The following is a 12,792-nucleotide window of genomic DNA, read 5'->3' as shown; positions in this document are numbered from 1 at the left end:
CTGGGTGGGAATCATGCGCGCCTCAGACTTCGACATCCACCCACAGCCCCTGGCGCGGGAGCTGCTCGATCACCTCTTCGTCGGCCTGTTTCACATCGCCCTCGGCCAGCTCCTCGGCCGTGTAGCCCCGGCGCTGGCGGCGGCGCTGCTCCTCGCGGAGCATCTCCTCGGCCTCCTGCGGGTGGCGCCGGTCCAGGCCGATGGCGCTTTCCTCGGAGCCTTCCTTCGCCGGCGTGACAGGCGGGATGTCAGGACGCGGCTTGATCACGTCCTGCTGGGATGTCACGGGAACCAGGCTATGGGGTATCGGCGGCAACATGGTTTCGGCCCTCCTCTGATCAGACTGTCGGCAGGGCGTATCACTACTTTAACGCCGCTCGCTACACTGCAACAGACATATGGAGCGCAAGTCCCGTCGCTCTTGGCACCGCGTTCCGTTAAACTTGCCGGCTTTTTTGCATGGTGGGAGAGACGCATGGCGCAGCAGTACCAACCGGGGCAACGCTGGATCAGTGACAGCGAAGCGGAACTGGGGCTCGGGACCATCCTGGCATCGGATGGACGCCTGCTCACAGTGCTCTACCCGGCCACGGGCGAAACCCGCCAGTACGCCCTGCGCAATGCGCCCCTGACCCGCGTCCGCTTCGCCCCGGGTGACGAGATCACCCACTTCGACGGCTGGAAGCTCACCGTCCAGGAAGTCGACGACATCGACGGCCTGCTGATCTACCACGGCCTCACGGCGCAGCACGAAGAACGGACCCTGCCGGAGACCCAGCTCTCCAACTTCATCCAGTTCCGCCTCGCCAGCGATCGCCTGTTCGCCGGCCAGATCGACCCGATGAACTGGTTCGGCCTGCGCTACCACACCCTGGAGCACCAGAGCCGCCTGCTGCAATCCCCGCTCTGGGGCCTCGGCGGCGCCCGCGCGCAACCCATCGCCCACCAGCTGCACATCGCCCGTGAAGTGGCCGACCGCATCGCCCCGCGCGTCCTGCTGGCCGACGAAGTGGGCCTCGGCAAGACCATCGAAGCGGGCCTGGTGATCCACCGCCAGCTGCTGTCCGGCCGCGCCAACCGCGTGCTGATCCTGGTACCGGAGAACCTCCAGCACCAGTGGCTGGTGGAAATGCGCCGCCGCTTCAACCTGCAGGTCGCGCTGTTCGACGGCGAGCGCTTCCTCGAGAGCGACGCCAGCAACCCCTTCGAGGACGCGCAGCTGGCGCTGGTCTCCCTGGAATGGCTGAAGGACAGCGAGAAGGCCCAGGACGCCGCCTTCGCCGCCGGCTGGGACCTGCTGGTGGTCGACGAAGCCCACCACCTGGTCTGGCACCCGGAGCAGGCCAGCGACGAATACCGCCTGGTCGAGCAACTGGCCGAGGTCATCCCCGGCGTGCTGCTGCTCACCGCCACCCCGGAACAGCTGGGCCAGGACAGCCACTTCGCCCGCCTGCGCCTGCTCGACCCGGCGCGCTTCCATGACCTGGAAGCCTTCCGCGCCGAAAGCGCCAACTACAAGCCCATCGCCGAGGCCGTGCAGGAGCTGCTGGACCAGGGCCGCCTGTCACCCGGTGCGCACGCCACCATCTCCGGCTTCCTCGGCGCCGAAGGCGAAGCCCTGCTGGCCGCCGTCTCCGATTGCGACAGCGAGGCCGCCGCCCGCCTGGTGCGCGAGCTGCTGGACCGCCACGGCACCGGTCGCCTGCTGTTCCGCAACACCCGCGCCGCCGTGCAGGGCTTCCCCGAGCGCAACCTGCACCCCTACCCGCTGCCGAGCCCCGTGGAATACATGGAGCTGCCGGTGGGTGAACACCCCGACCTGTACCCGGAAGTCAGCTTCCAGGCGCAGCAGGAAAGCGGTGACGAGGCCGAGCGCTGGTGGCGCTTCGACCCGCGCGTCGAATGGCTGATCGACACCCTGAAGATGCTCAAGAAGTTCAAGGTGCTGGTGATCTGTGCCCACGCCGAGACCGCCCTGGACTTGGAAGACGCCCTGCGCGTGCGTTCCGGCATCCCCGCCACCGTGTTCCACGAAGGCATGAGCATCCTCGAGCGTGACCGCGCCGCCGCCTACTTCGCCGACGAGGAATTCGGCGCCCAGGTGCTGATCTGTTCCGAGATCGGCAGCGAAGGCCGCAACTTCCAGTTCGCCCATCACCTGGTGCTGTTCGACCTGCCGGCCCACCCGGACCTGCTGGAGCAACGCATCGGCCGCCTCGACCGCATCGGCCAGAAGCACACCATCCAGCTGCACGTGCCCTACCTGGAGACCAGCCCGCAGGAGCGCCTGTTCCAGTGGTACAACCAGGCACTCAACGCCTTCCTCGCCACCTGCCCCACCGGCAACGCCCTGCAGCACCAGTTCGGCCCGCGCCTGCTGCCGCTGCTGGACGGCGGTGACGACGGCGAGTGGCAGGCCCTGGTGGACGAGGCCGAAGCCGAGCGCAAGCGCCTGGAAGGCGAGCTGCATGCGGGCCGCGACCGCCTGCTGGAGCTCAACTCCGGCGGTGCCGGCGAAGGCCAGGCGCTGGTGGAGGCGATCCACGAGCAGGACGACCAGTTCGCCCTGCCCATCTATATGGAGGCCCTGTTCGACGCCTTCGGCATCGACAGCGAGGACCACTCCGAGAACGCCCTGGTGCTCAAGCCGGGCGAGAAGATGCTCGACGCCGGCTTCCCCCTGGGCGACGACGAAGGCGTGACCATCACCTACGACCGCAACCAGGCGCTGTCCCGCGAGGACATGCAGTTCCTCACCTGGGAACACCCCATGGTGCAGGGCGGCATGGACCTGGTGCTCTCCGGCTCCATGGGCAACACCTCGGTGGCGCTGATCAAGAACAAGGCGCTCAAGCCCGGCACCGTGCTGCTCGAGCTGCTCTACGTCAGCGAAGTGGTGGCGCCGCGTGCATTGCAGCTGGGCCGCTACCTGCCGCCGGCGGCGCTGCGCTGCCTGCTCGACGCCAACGGCAACGACCTGGCCAGCAAGGTGGCGTTCGACACCCTCAACGACCAGCTGGAAAGCGTGCCGCGCGGCAGCGCCAACAAGTTCGTCCAGGCCCAGCGCGACGTGCTCTCGGCACAGATCCACGCCGCCGAAGCGAAGATCCGCCCGCGTCACGAAGCCCGTGTGGCCGATGCCGTGAAGCGCCTGAGCGCCGAGCTGGACGAGGAACTGGCGCGCATGACCGCCCTCAAGGCCGTCAACCCGAGCGTTCGCGACAGCGAGATCGAAGCCCTGCGCAAGCAGCGTGACGACGGCCTGGCGCTGATGGAAAAAGCCGCCCTGCGCCTGGAGGCGATCCGCGTGCTGGTGGCGGGTTGATCTGCTTGTGCAATGAATGAAAAAGCGCGCCTCGGCGCGCTTTTTCTTTATCTGCTGTAGCCGGGGGAAGGCCCGTGCGATGGGTTTCGCTTCGCTCTACGCCATCCTACGAAAGCTGCCGCCACATAGGATGTGCAGGCCTCAGGCCGGCACCGCGTTGACGCTGCCCGTTTCCATCCCCGCACGCATGCTGCGGGCATCACGGCCGAAGCAGCGGGCGGCCTGGAGCAGCGCCAGCATGGTCAGGCCCAGGGCCACGGGGATCAGGTACATGGCGTCGTGCAGCCCGATGGCCTTGAACTGCTCGGTCATCTCGCTGGCGCCGGCGGCGTACATCGCGGCGTGGGCGAAGTGGTCGGACAACAGCCCCACCACCACCGGGCCGAGGCCACCGCCGAGCAGGTAGAGGCCGGCGAAGAACAGCGCCATCGCCGTGGCCCGCAGGCGCGGCTCTATAACGTCCTGAATGGCGGTGTAGACGCAGGTATAGAAGGTGTAGGCGAACAGCCAGCCGATGCTGAACACGCCGACGAACAGACCGATCTCGATGCGCCCGGAGAACAACGCGAAACCGGTGGCGAGGGTGGCGACCAGCATGCTGCCGGTGGCCAGCAGCAGGCGGCCGCGCTCGGATTTCTCGTGGGCCTTGTCGGCCAGCCAGCCGCCGACGGTCAGGCCGATCAGCCCGGTGACCCCGCAGATCACCCCGGTGGCCACGGCCGCGCTCTGCAGCGGCAGCAGGAAGTAGCGTTGCAGCATCGGCACCATGAAGGAGTTGCAGGCGTAGGTGGCGAAGTTGAAGGTGAGGCCCGCCAGGGTCAGCCACCAGAAGGTGCGGATCGCCAGGACCCGCCGCAGCGGCTTGTCCACGGGCGAGAGGTCGACCTTGACCGACTCCGCGGCCCCCCGGGCCGGTTCCTTGATGAAGAACATGAACAGCGCCAGGATCAGCCCCGGGATCGCGGCGATGACGAAGGGCGCACGCCAGCTGCCGAAGGCCTGGACCATGGCGCCGATGGTGAAGAAGGCCAGCACCAGGCCCAGCGGCAGGCCGAGCATGAAGATGCCCATGGCGCGGGCGCGCTTGTTGGCCGGGAACAGGTCACCGATCAGCGAGTTGGCGGCCGGCGCGTAGCTGGCTTCACCGATGCCCACGCCCATGCGGATCAGCAGGAAGCTCCAGAAATTCCACGCCAGGGCGTTGACCGCCGTCAGCCCGCTCCACACCGCCAGCCCCCAGCCCATGATCTTCTTGCGCGAGCCGGTGTCGGCCATGCGCCCGAGCGGCAGGCCGGCGATGGCATAGACGAGGGTGAAGGCGGTTCCGATCAAGCCGAGCTGGAAATCGCTCAGGCTCCACTCGTGGCGCACCGGCTCGATGATGATGGCCGGGATGGTGCGGTCGAAGAAGTTGAACAGGTTGGCAAGGAACAGCAGGAACAGAACGCGCCAGGCGTTCGCCGCCTGGGGGGAAGGCTGCAAAGGCTGCATGGGGTCGGTCTCGATTGTTGTTATCTGCCGGGCAAACCGCCTGCCAGGCTTGTAAGCCGCAATCTAGACCCTGCGGCCGTGCCCTGTCTGCGAACATTCGCAAGCGTTATGTAGGACAATCCAACACTGCCGCCGATCATGGACGCCGGACGGGCACCACCCCAACGGGGCGTGAAGCCCGTCCGGCCGCCTCGCGCCCTCAACGCGCCTTGAATGCGGGCAGCCAGCCCAGGCTGTCTTCGGTCGGCTTGCCCGGCCGGTACTCGGCGGCCAGCCAGCCGGCGTAGCCATTGTCCTCCAGCGCATCGAGCAGGGGCGCGAAATCCATCGAGCCCGAGCCCGGCTCGGCCCGACCGGGGCAATCGGCGAACTGCACATGGGCGATGCGCCCCGCCAGCAAGCGGATGCCGGCGACCACGTCCAGCTCCTGGCGGGCCATGTGGTACAGGTCGAACTGCGCGGCGACGTTCGGCCGGCCCACGGCACGCAGCAGTTCATCCAGGTGCTCCGGCGTATGGATCAGGAAGCCCGGCATGTCGATCGGGTTGATGGCTTCGGCCAGTACCTGGATGCCCAGCGGGTGGAAGGTGTCGGCGGCCTTGCGCAGGTTCGCCACCAGGGTCGCCAGGGCGGTCTCGCGGTCCAGCCCCTCGCCCAGGCGGCCGGGCAGCACGTTGACGAACAGCGGGTTGACCACCGCCGCATAGGCGTACGCCTGGCGCAGCGCGGCATCGAACGCGTCCTGGCGCGCCGGCACCGCCGCCAGGCCCGGGCCGCCCTGCAGCAGGTCGGCGGCGGGCAGGTTGATCAGCAGCAGCGGCAGGCCGGCCTGGTCCAGCGCGGCCTTGAGCTCGCCGGCCGGCAATTCGTAGGGAAACTGGATTTCCACCGCTTCGAAGCCCGCAGCGGCGGCGGCGCCGATGCGCTCGATCAGCGGCAGCTCGGTGAACAGCATGGAGAGGTTGGCGGCGATCCTCATGACTGCTCCTCGCGGTACATCTCCACCAGCGTCGCCGGATCACGCGCCAGGTTGCCCTGGCTGCCGTGCAGGCGCATCAGTTGCGCGGCCAGGCCGCTCATGGGGGTGGCGCTGCCCTCCTCGCGGGACAGTTTGACGGCGGTGTCCAGGTCCTTGAGCAGGGTGCGCACGTGCCACTTGATCGGCTCGAAGCGGCTCTCGGCCATCTGCGGCGCGAGGATCTGCAGCGGCCTGGAATCGGCGAAACCACCCGCGAGCGCCGGGGCCAGCAGGCTGGCATCGACACCGGACCTTTCCGCCAGCGCCACCACCTCGGCGATCACCAGGGCGTTGCACGCGACGATCATCTGGTTGCACACCTTGGTCACCTGGCCGGCACCGACCTCGCCCATGCGGGTCAGGCGCTGGCCGAGATGGGCCAGTATCGGGCGCACGCGCTCGACATCCTCCTCGCGACCGCCCGCCATGATCGCCAGGGTGCCGGCCTCGGCCCCCGGCGTGCCGCCGGAAACCGGTGCGTCCACCCAGCGCATGCCGGTACGGCGCTCGAGCTCGGCCGCCATCTCGCGGGTGGCTGCCGGTTCCAGGCTGGAGAAATCCACCAGCAACTGCCCGGGCCGCGCGCCTTCGACGATGCCGCCCGGGCCGAAGACCACCTCGCGCACCACGGCCGTATCGGCCAGGCAGAGCATGACGATATCGGCCTGCGCACAGAGCGCGGCGGGGCTGTCCACACGGCGTGCGCACAAGGCTTCGAGGGGGGCACATTTGTCGGCGCTGCGGTTCCACACCGACAGCGGGTAGCCGGCGGCGAGCAGGCGACGGGTCATCGGCAGGCCCATCAGGCCGATGCCGGCGAAGGCGATGCTGGGAAGAGTCATGCAGGTGAGCTCCGGAAAACGGGTGCCCAATCTAAACCCAACGGTCAGCCTGTGCACGCCTGCGGGAAGGCCGGATCGCGCACCATCATCGAGCAGCCGGTAACACCACGCCCCACATCAGGGCACCGAAATGCTCAACGCCCGTCCTTGAGCGGGGGGTCGAGGTCCACCGGCTCGCCCGGCCCGACCTGTAATCGCCCACGGAGGTCCTCGAACATCGACCCGAACGCCGCGTGCTCACGCAGGATGGGGCCGCTCTCCGGAGGCAGGCCGTGCTCCGCGGCGATGCGCGACAGGACGCTGGCGAAGGTGCAGGCGGTGTCGCGGTGCAACGCGAACGTCTCCTCGAAACGCTCCCCGTCGACCTCACCCAGCAGGCGGAACTGCAACGGCGTGCCCGCCTGCTCGTCATGGTGGACCTGGCAATGGAGATCGGGGGTGAATCCGCGCTGGCCGGACAGACCAGGGAGGTCGCCGCGATGCAGATGACCGGGCTTGAAACTGGAGGCACTCCCGAGGGGATGGCTGGCGTCGGTCGCAGCCGCCTGGACAGGCAGGAGTGCCGCAGGTCCCACGTCGATCAGTGCCGGGTCGGCGCCTCGTCGCGCTCCTGGATCAGCACCCAGGGGGCGACCACCACGGCCCAGAGCTTGGGATCGCGCGCCAGCAGGTCCTGCGCGCGGGTCTCCTCGACCTTGCTCAGCGCACCACGGCCCAGCAGCTCGGCGACCTTGGGCTTGTCGTCCTCGGCGACGGCCAGGGCCACGCCGACGAGGTCCTCGGCGCCCTCGACCCAGAGCAGCGCGCCCCGTGCGAAGAAGGGCTGCAGCTCCTCCCAGGTGATGGCGGCGGTCTCGCCAAGCAGCTTGGCATAGAGGGTGCTTGAGGAATCGTTCATGGCTTGCTCTGAGTGGGAAAGTAACGGTTGCAGGGCGGGCAATGATAACCAACGCCTGCCATCTTGTTCACAAGTCCAGCCAGACGCTTCCTGCTCCAATCGGGGCACGCCGTTTTTCTATACGTTTGTTGTGATTAAGCGACATAGGAACATTCACCCCCCATGTGTCGGCTTTTCAAGCCGCAAATCGGCACTCTACACTGTACCGGTACAGTTGCCGCGGGATATGGCGGGGTGGAAAAAGGACCCTGTCCTGTAGGCAATCAGGACAAAAACAACGAAAAACATAAGAGTGGAGCACTATGAACAAGGCTACCAAGCAGATTTCCAAACTGTTCGCCGCCATGGCCCTCGCCGGTGTTGCCAGCTACTCCGTAGCCGCCGACACCATCAAGATCGCCCTGGCCGGCCCGGTAACGGGTGCTGTCGCCCAGTACGGTGAGATGCAATTCATCGGCGCCAAGATGGCGATCGAGCAGATCAACAAGGCTGGCGGCGTAAACGGCGCTCAACTGGAAGGCGTGGTGTACGACGACGCCTGCGACCCGAAACAAGCGGTCGCCGTAGCCAACAAGATCGTCAACGATGGCGTGAAGTACGTCGTCGGCCACCTGTGCTCCAGCTCCACCCAGCCCGCGTCCGACATCTATGAGGACGAAGGCATCCTGATGATCACCGCGGCGTCCACCAGCCCGGAAATCACCTCCCGTGGCTACCAGCTGGTGTTCCGCACCATCGGCCTGGACAGCCTGCAAGGCCCGACCGCCGGCAACTTTATCGCTGACCACATCAAGCCGAAGACCGTCGCCGTCATCCACGACAAGCAGCAGTACGGCGAAGGCATCGCCACTGCCGTGAAGCAGACCCTGGAAGCCAAGGGCAGCAAGGTCGCCCTGTTCGAAGGCATCAACGCCGGCGACAAGGACTTCTCCGCCCTGATCGCCAAGCTGAAGCAGGCCAACGTCGACTTCGTCTACTACGGCGGCTACCACCCGGAACTCGGCCTGCTGCTGCGCCAGTCGGCTGAAAAAGGCCTGAAGGCCCGCTTCATGGGTCCGGAAGGCGTGGGCAACAAGGAAATCTCGGCCATCGCCGGCCCGGCCTCCGAAGGCCTGCTGGTCACCCTGCCGAAGTCCTTCGACCAGGATCCGAAGAACCAGGCCCTGGTCGACGCCTTCAAGGCCAAGAACGAAGACCCCACCGGCCCGTTCGTATTCCCGGCCTACGCCGCCGTGCAAGTGATTGCCGAAGGCATCAAGAAAGCCGGCGAGGACGACACCGCCAAAGTGGCCGCAGCCCTGCGCGCCAACAGCTTCGCCACCCCCACCGGCAACCTCTCCTTCGACGAGAAGGGCGATCTGAAGGACTTCAGCTTCGTGGTTTACGAATGGCACAAGGACGGCACCAAAACCGAAGCCAAATAAGCTTCCCGCCTTAGCCCAGAGCCCACTGCGAGAGCAGTGGGCTTTGTTTATCCGAGATTTGCGGGCTCCGCTGCGCCACAAGCGCCGCTTTACGTGATGCCCGAGGAGTTGGGGAATGCCTGATCTCTATCACTACCTGCAACAGCTGGTTAACGGCCTGACCGTTGGCAGCACCTATGCCCTGATCGCCATCGGCTACACCATGGTCTACGGCATCATCGGCATGATCAACTTCGCCCATGGCGAGGTTTACATGATTGGCTCGTACGTGGCCTTCATCGTAATCGCCGGACTCACCATGTTCGGTATCGACAGTCTGCCCATCGTCATGATCGCGGCCTTCTCCGCGAGCATCATCGTCGCCAGTGCCTACGGCTACAGCATCGAACGGGTCGCCTACCGGCCGCTGCGCGGCAGCAACCGCCTGATCCCGCTGATCTCCGCCATCGGCATGTCGATATTCCTGCAGAACGAGGTCCTGCTCGCGCAGGATTCCAAGGACAAGGCGATTCCCAACCTGATCCCGGGGAACTTCGTGTTCGGCGAAAGCACCATGAACGGGGTGACCATCTCGTACATGCAGGTGCTGATCTTCGTCGTCACCTTCCTGGTGATGATGGGCCTCACCCTGTTCATCTCCCGCTCGCGCCTCGGACGCGCCTGCCGCGCCTGCGCGGAAGACATCCGCATGGCCAACCTGCTGGGGATCAACACCAACAACATCATCGCCCTCACCTTCGTCATCGGCGCCACCCTGGCCGCCGTCGCCGCGGTGCTGCTGGGCATGCAATACGGCGTGATCAACCCGCACCTGGGCTTCCTCGCCGGCATCAAGGCCTTCACCGCCGCGGTACTCGGCGGCATCGGCAGCATCCCGGGCGCCATGCTCGGCGGCCTGGTCCTCGGCGTGGCCGAAGCCTTCGGCGCCGACATCTTCGGTGACCAGTACAAGGACGTCGTGGCCTTCAGCCTGCTGGTCCTGGTGCTGCTGTTCCGACCCACCGGCATCCTCGGTCGTCCGGAGGTCGAAAAAGTATGATCAGCCAGAAATCCCTCAAGACCGCGTTCTTCAGCGCGCTGCTGGTCCTGGCCGTCGCCTACCCGGTGATGGGCCTGAAGCTCAGCACCGTGGGCATCAGCCTGCAGGTGCAGGGCGCCAGCCCCGCCGTGCTCTGGACCATCGCCGGTTGCGCCATCGCCATGTTCTTCTGGCAACTGTTCCGCACCCGCCTGATGGGCGCCTGGGACAGCGCGCCGAAGCTGCCGAAGCTCTCCAGCAAGGCGAGCAACTTCCTCACCCTGCCCTCCACCCAGCGCTGGATCATCCTCGGCCTGGTGGTGGTCGCCCTCGCCTGGCCGTTCTTCGGCTCGCGCGGTGCGGTGGACATCGCCACCCTGATCCTGATCTACGTGATGCTCGGCCTCGGCCTGAACATCGTGGTCGGCCTCGCCGGCCTGCTGGACCTGGGCTATGTCGGCTTCTACGCCGTGGGCGCCTACAGCTATGCGCTGCTGTCGCACTACTACGGCCTGGGCTTCTGGGTGTGCCTGCCGATCGCCGGCATGATGGCCGCGCTGTTCGGCTTCCTGCTGGGCTTCCCGGTGCTGCGCCTGCGCGGTGACTACCTGGCCATCGTGACCCTCGGCTTCGGCGAGATCATCCGCATCCTGCTGCGCAACCTCACCGAGATCACCGGCGGCCCCAACGGCATCAGCAACATCGAGAAGCCGAGCCTGTTCGGCCTTTCCTTCGAGCGTCGTGCGGCCGAAGGCATGCAGACCTTCCACGAGTACTTCGGCATCGCCTACAACTCGGTGAACAAGGTGGTGTTCCTCTACCTGATCGCCCTGCTGCTGGTGCTGCTGACGCTGTTCGTGATCAACCGCCTGCTGCGCATGCCCATCGGCCGTGCCTGGGAAGCGCTGCGCGAAGACGAGATCGCCTGCCGCGCGCTGGGCATGAACCCCACCATCATCAAGCTCTCCGCATTCACCCTGGGCGCCTGCTTCGCCGGTTTCGCCGGCAGCTTCTTCGCCGCCCGCCAGGGCCTGGTGACCCCCGAATCCTTCACCTTCATCGAGTCGGCGATCATCCTCGCCATCGTCGTGCTGGGTGGCATGGGTTCGCAGCTGGGGATCATCCTCGCTGCGGTGGTGATGATCCTGCTGCCGGAACTCGCCCGTGAATTCAACGAGTACCGCATGCTGATGTTCGGCGCCCTGATGGTGCTGATGATGATCTGGCGTCCGCAGGGCCTGCTGCCCATGCAACGTCCCCACCTGGAGCTGAAGTGATGAGCCGCCCGATTCTCGAAGTAAGCGGCCTCTCCATGCGTTTCGGCGGCCTCCTGGCCGTCAACGGCGTGGCACTGTCCGTCCAAGAAAAGCAGGTGGTCTCGATGATCGGCCCGAACGGCGCCGGCAAGACCACCGTGTTCAACTGCCTGACCGGCTTCTACCAGCCCACCGGCGGCAGCATCCGCCTCGACGGTGAGCCGATCGAAGGCCTGCCGGGCCACAAGATCGCCCGCAAGGGCGTGGTGCGTACCTTCCAGAACGTCCGCCTGTTCAAGGAAATGACCGCTGTCGAGAACCTGCTGGTCGCCCAGCATCGTCACCTCAACACCAATTTCCTGTCCGGCCTGTTCAAGACCCCGGGCTTCCGCAAGAGCGAGCGCGAGGCCATGGACTACGCCGCGCACTGGCTGGAGCAGGTCAACCTGACCGACGTCGCCAACCGCCCGGCGGGCACCCTCGCCTACGGCCAGCAGCGTCGCCTGGAGATCGCCCGCTGCATGATGACGCGCCCGCGCATCCTCATGCTCGACGAGCCGGCCGCCGGCCTCAACCCGCGCGAGACCGAGGACCTCAAGGCCCTGATCGCCCTGCTGCGCAACGAGTACAACGTCACCGTGCTGCTGATCGAGCACGACATGCATCTGGTCATGAGCATTTCCGACCATATCTACGTGATCAACCAGGGCACGCCCCTGGCCGACGGTACGCCGGAGCAGATCCGCAGCAACCCGGATGTGATCAAAGCCTATCTGGGGGAGGCCTGAGCCATGCTGAGTTTCGACAAGGTTTCCACCTTCTACGGCAAGGTCCAGGCGCTGCACGAGGTCAGCATGGAAGTCAGCCGTGGCGAGATCGTCACCCTGATCGGCGCCAACGGCGCCGGCAAGTCGACCCTGCTGATGACCCTCTGCGGCTCGCCACGCGCGGCCAGCGGCAGCATCCGCTACCTGGGCGAGGAACTGGTCGGCCAGGAATCCAGCGACATCATGCGCAAGAGCATCGCGGTGGTGCCGGAAGGCCGCCGCGTGTTCGCCCGCCTGACGGTCGAGGAGAACCTGGCCATGGGCGGTTTCTTCACGCCCAAGGGTGATTACGACGAGCAGATGGACAAGATCCTCGGCCTCTTCCCGCGCCTCAAGGAACGCTTCGAACAGCGCGCCGGCACCATGTCCGGCGGTGAGCAGCAGATGCTCGCCATCGGCCGCGCGCTGATGAGCAAGCCGCAACTGCTGCTGCTCGACGAGCCGTCCCTGGGCCTGGCGCCGATCATCATCCAGCAGATCTTCGACATCATCGAACAGCTGCGCCGTGATGGCGTGACCGTGTTCCTCGTCGAGCAGAACGCCAACCAGGCGCTCAAGCTGGCGGATCGCGGCTACGTGCTGGAGAACGGGCGGATCGTCATGCAGGGCACCGGTGAAGCACTGCTCACCGATCCCAAGGTGCGTGACGCCTACCTCGGCGGCTGATCCCCGCGGCACTCCGACAACGGCCCC

The 12,792-nt window shown here is 66.4% G+C and carries 12 protein-coding genes; 6 read left to right on the top strand and 6 right to left on the bottom strand.

Features of this window, described 5'->3' with window-relative positions:
* Nucleotides 1–22 precede the first annotated feature (22 nt).
* Nucleotides 23–319: an aspartate-semialdehyde dehydrogenase gene (locus HSX14_RS07620; RefSeq protein WP_173176376.1), complete on the bottom strand. Its 297-nt coding sequence runs from the start codon at nucleotides 317–319 to the stop codon at nucleotides 23–25.
* Nucleotides 320–475: 156 nt separating this feature from the next.
* On the opposite strand from HSX14_RS07620, the gene rapA reads away from it, so the two are divergent.
* Nucleotides 476–3,325 carry an RNA polymerase-associated protein RapA gene (rapA, locus tag HSX14_RS07615; RefSeq protein WP_173176374.1) on the top strand — a complete coding sequence of 950 codons (2,850 nt, stop codon included), beginning with the start codon at nucleotides 476–478 and terminating at the stop codon, nucleotides 3,323–3,325.
* A gap of 141 nt (nucleotides 3,326–3,466) precedes the next feature.
* Here the strand turns inward: rapA and HSX14_RS07610 are convergent, their stop codons facing one another.
* The 5 genes from HSX14_RS07610 to HSX14_RS07590 form a co-directional block, all read right to left on the bottom strand.
* Nucleotides 3,467–4,807 carry a spinster family MFS transporter gene (locus HSX14_RS07610; protein WP_173176548.1) on the bottom strand — a complete coding sequence of 447 codons (1,341 nt, stop codon included), beginning with the start codon at nucleotides 4,805–4,807 and terminating at the stop codon, nucleotides 3,467–3,469.
* Nucleotides 4,808–5,015: 208 nt separating this feature from the next.
* Nucleotides 5,016–5,795: a hydroxypyruvate isomerase family protein gene (locus tag HSX14_RS07605; RefSeq protein WP_173176372.1), complete on the bottom strand. Its 780-nt coding sequence runs from the start codon at nucleotides 5,793–5,795 to the stop codon at nucleotides 5,016–5,018.
* Nucleotides 5,792–6,676 (bottom strand): NAD(P)-dependent oxidoreductase, encoded by an 885-nt coding sequence (locus HSX14_RS07600; protein ID WP_173176369.1) that lies wholly within the window; start codon nucleotides 6,674–6,676, stop codon nucleotides 5,792–5,794. Before HSX14_RS07600 ends, HSX14_RS07605 begins: the two co-directional genes overlap by 4 nt.
* A 134-nt stretch (nucleotides 6,677–6,810) precedes the next feature.
* Entirely contained in the window at nucleotides 6,811–7,251 is a 441-nt protein-coding gene (locus HSX14_RS07595; protein ID WP_228723554.1) for a DUF5064 family protein, read from the bottom strand.
* A gap of 5 nt (nucleotides 7,252–7,256) precedes the next feature.
* Nucleotides 7,257–7,574, bottom strand: a complete 318-nt coding sequence (locus HSX14_RS07590) for a DUF2288 domain-containing protein (RefSeq protein WP_111260598.1) — start codon at nucleotides 7,572–7,574, stop codon at nucleotides 7,257–7,259.
* Nucleotides 7,575–7,876: 302 nt separating this feature from the next.
* Here HSX14_RS07590 and HSX14_RS07585 point away from each other — a divergent pair, with 302 nt between their 5' ends.
* From HSX14_RS07585 to HSX14_RS07565, 5 genes are all read left to right on the top strand, one after another.
* On the top strand, nucleotides 7,877–8,998 hold the full coding sequence (locus HSX14_RS07585) for a branched-chain amino acid ABC transporter substrate-binding protein (RefSeq protein ID WP_173176367.1): 1,122 nt from the start codon (nucleotides 7,877–7,879) through the stop codon (nucleotides 8,996–8,998).
* A gap of 115 nt (nucleotides 8,999–9,113) precedes the next feature.
* Nucleotides 9,114–10,037: a high-affinity branched-chain amino acid ABC transporter permease LivH gene (gene livH, locus HSX14_RS07580; RefSeq protein ID WP_111260597.1), complete on the top strand. Its 924-nt coding sequence runs from the start codon at nucleotides 9,114–9,116 to the stop codon at nucleotides 10,035–10,037.
* The gene (locus tag HSX14_RS07575) at nucleotides 10,034–11,293 is read left to right on the top strand and encodes a high-affinity branched-chain amino acid ABC transporter permease LivM (RefSeq protein WP_173176365.1); all 1,260 of its coding nucleotides are present in this window, start codon (nucleotides 10,034–10,036) and stop codon (nucleotides 11,291–11,293) included. The genes livH and HSX14_RS07575 overlap by 4 nt, the downstream gene beginning before the upstream one ends.
* Nucleotides 11,293–12,060 (top strand): high-affinity branched-chain amino acid ABC transporter ATP-binding protein LivG, encoded by a 768-nt coding sequence (gene livG / locus HSX14_RS07570; RefSeq protein WP_173176363.1) that lies wholly within the window; start codon nucleotides 11,293–11,295, stop codon nucleotides 12,058–12,060. Before HSX14_RS07575 ends, livG begins: the two co-directional genes overlap by 1 nt.
* A gap of 3 nt (nucleotides 12,061–12,063) precedes the next feature.
* Nucleotides 12,064–12,765, top strand: a complete 702-nt coding sequence (locus HSX14_RS07565; RefSeq protein ID WP_043242782.1) for an ABC transporter ATP-binding protein — start codon at nucleotides 12,064–12,066, stop codon at nucleotides 12,763–12,765.
* Nucleotides 12,766–12,792 lie beyond the last annotated feature (27 nt).

Origin of the sequence: Pseudomonas tohonis (assembly GCF_012767755.2) — a bacterium.
GTDB classification, from domain to species: Bacteria; Pseudomonadota; Gammaproteobacteria; order Pseudomonadales; family Pseudomonadaceae; genus Metapseudomonas; species Metapseudomonas tohonis.
The sequence above is the reverse complement of the archived record's forward strand: the minus strand, read 5'-3'. Positions and strand labels throughout refer to the sequence as shown.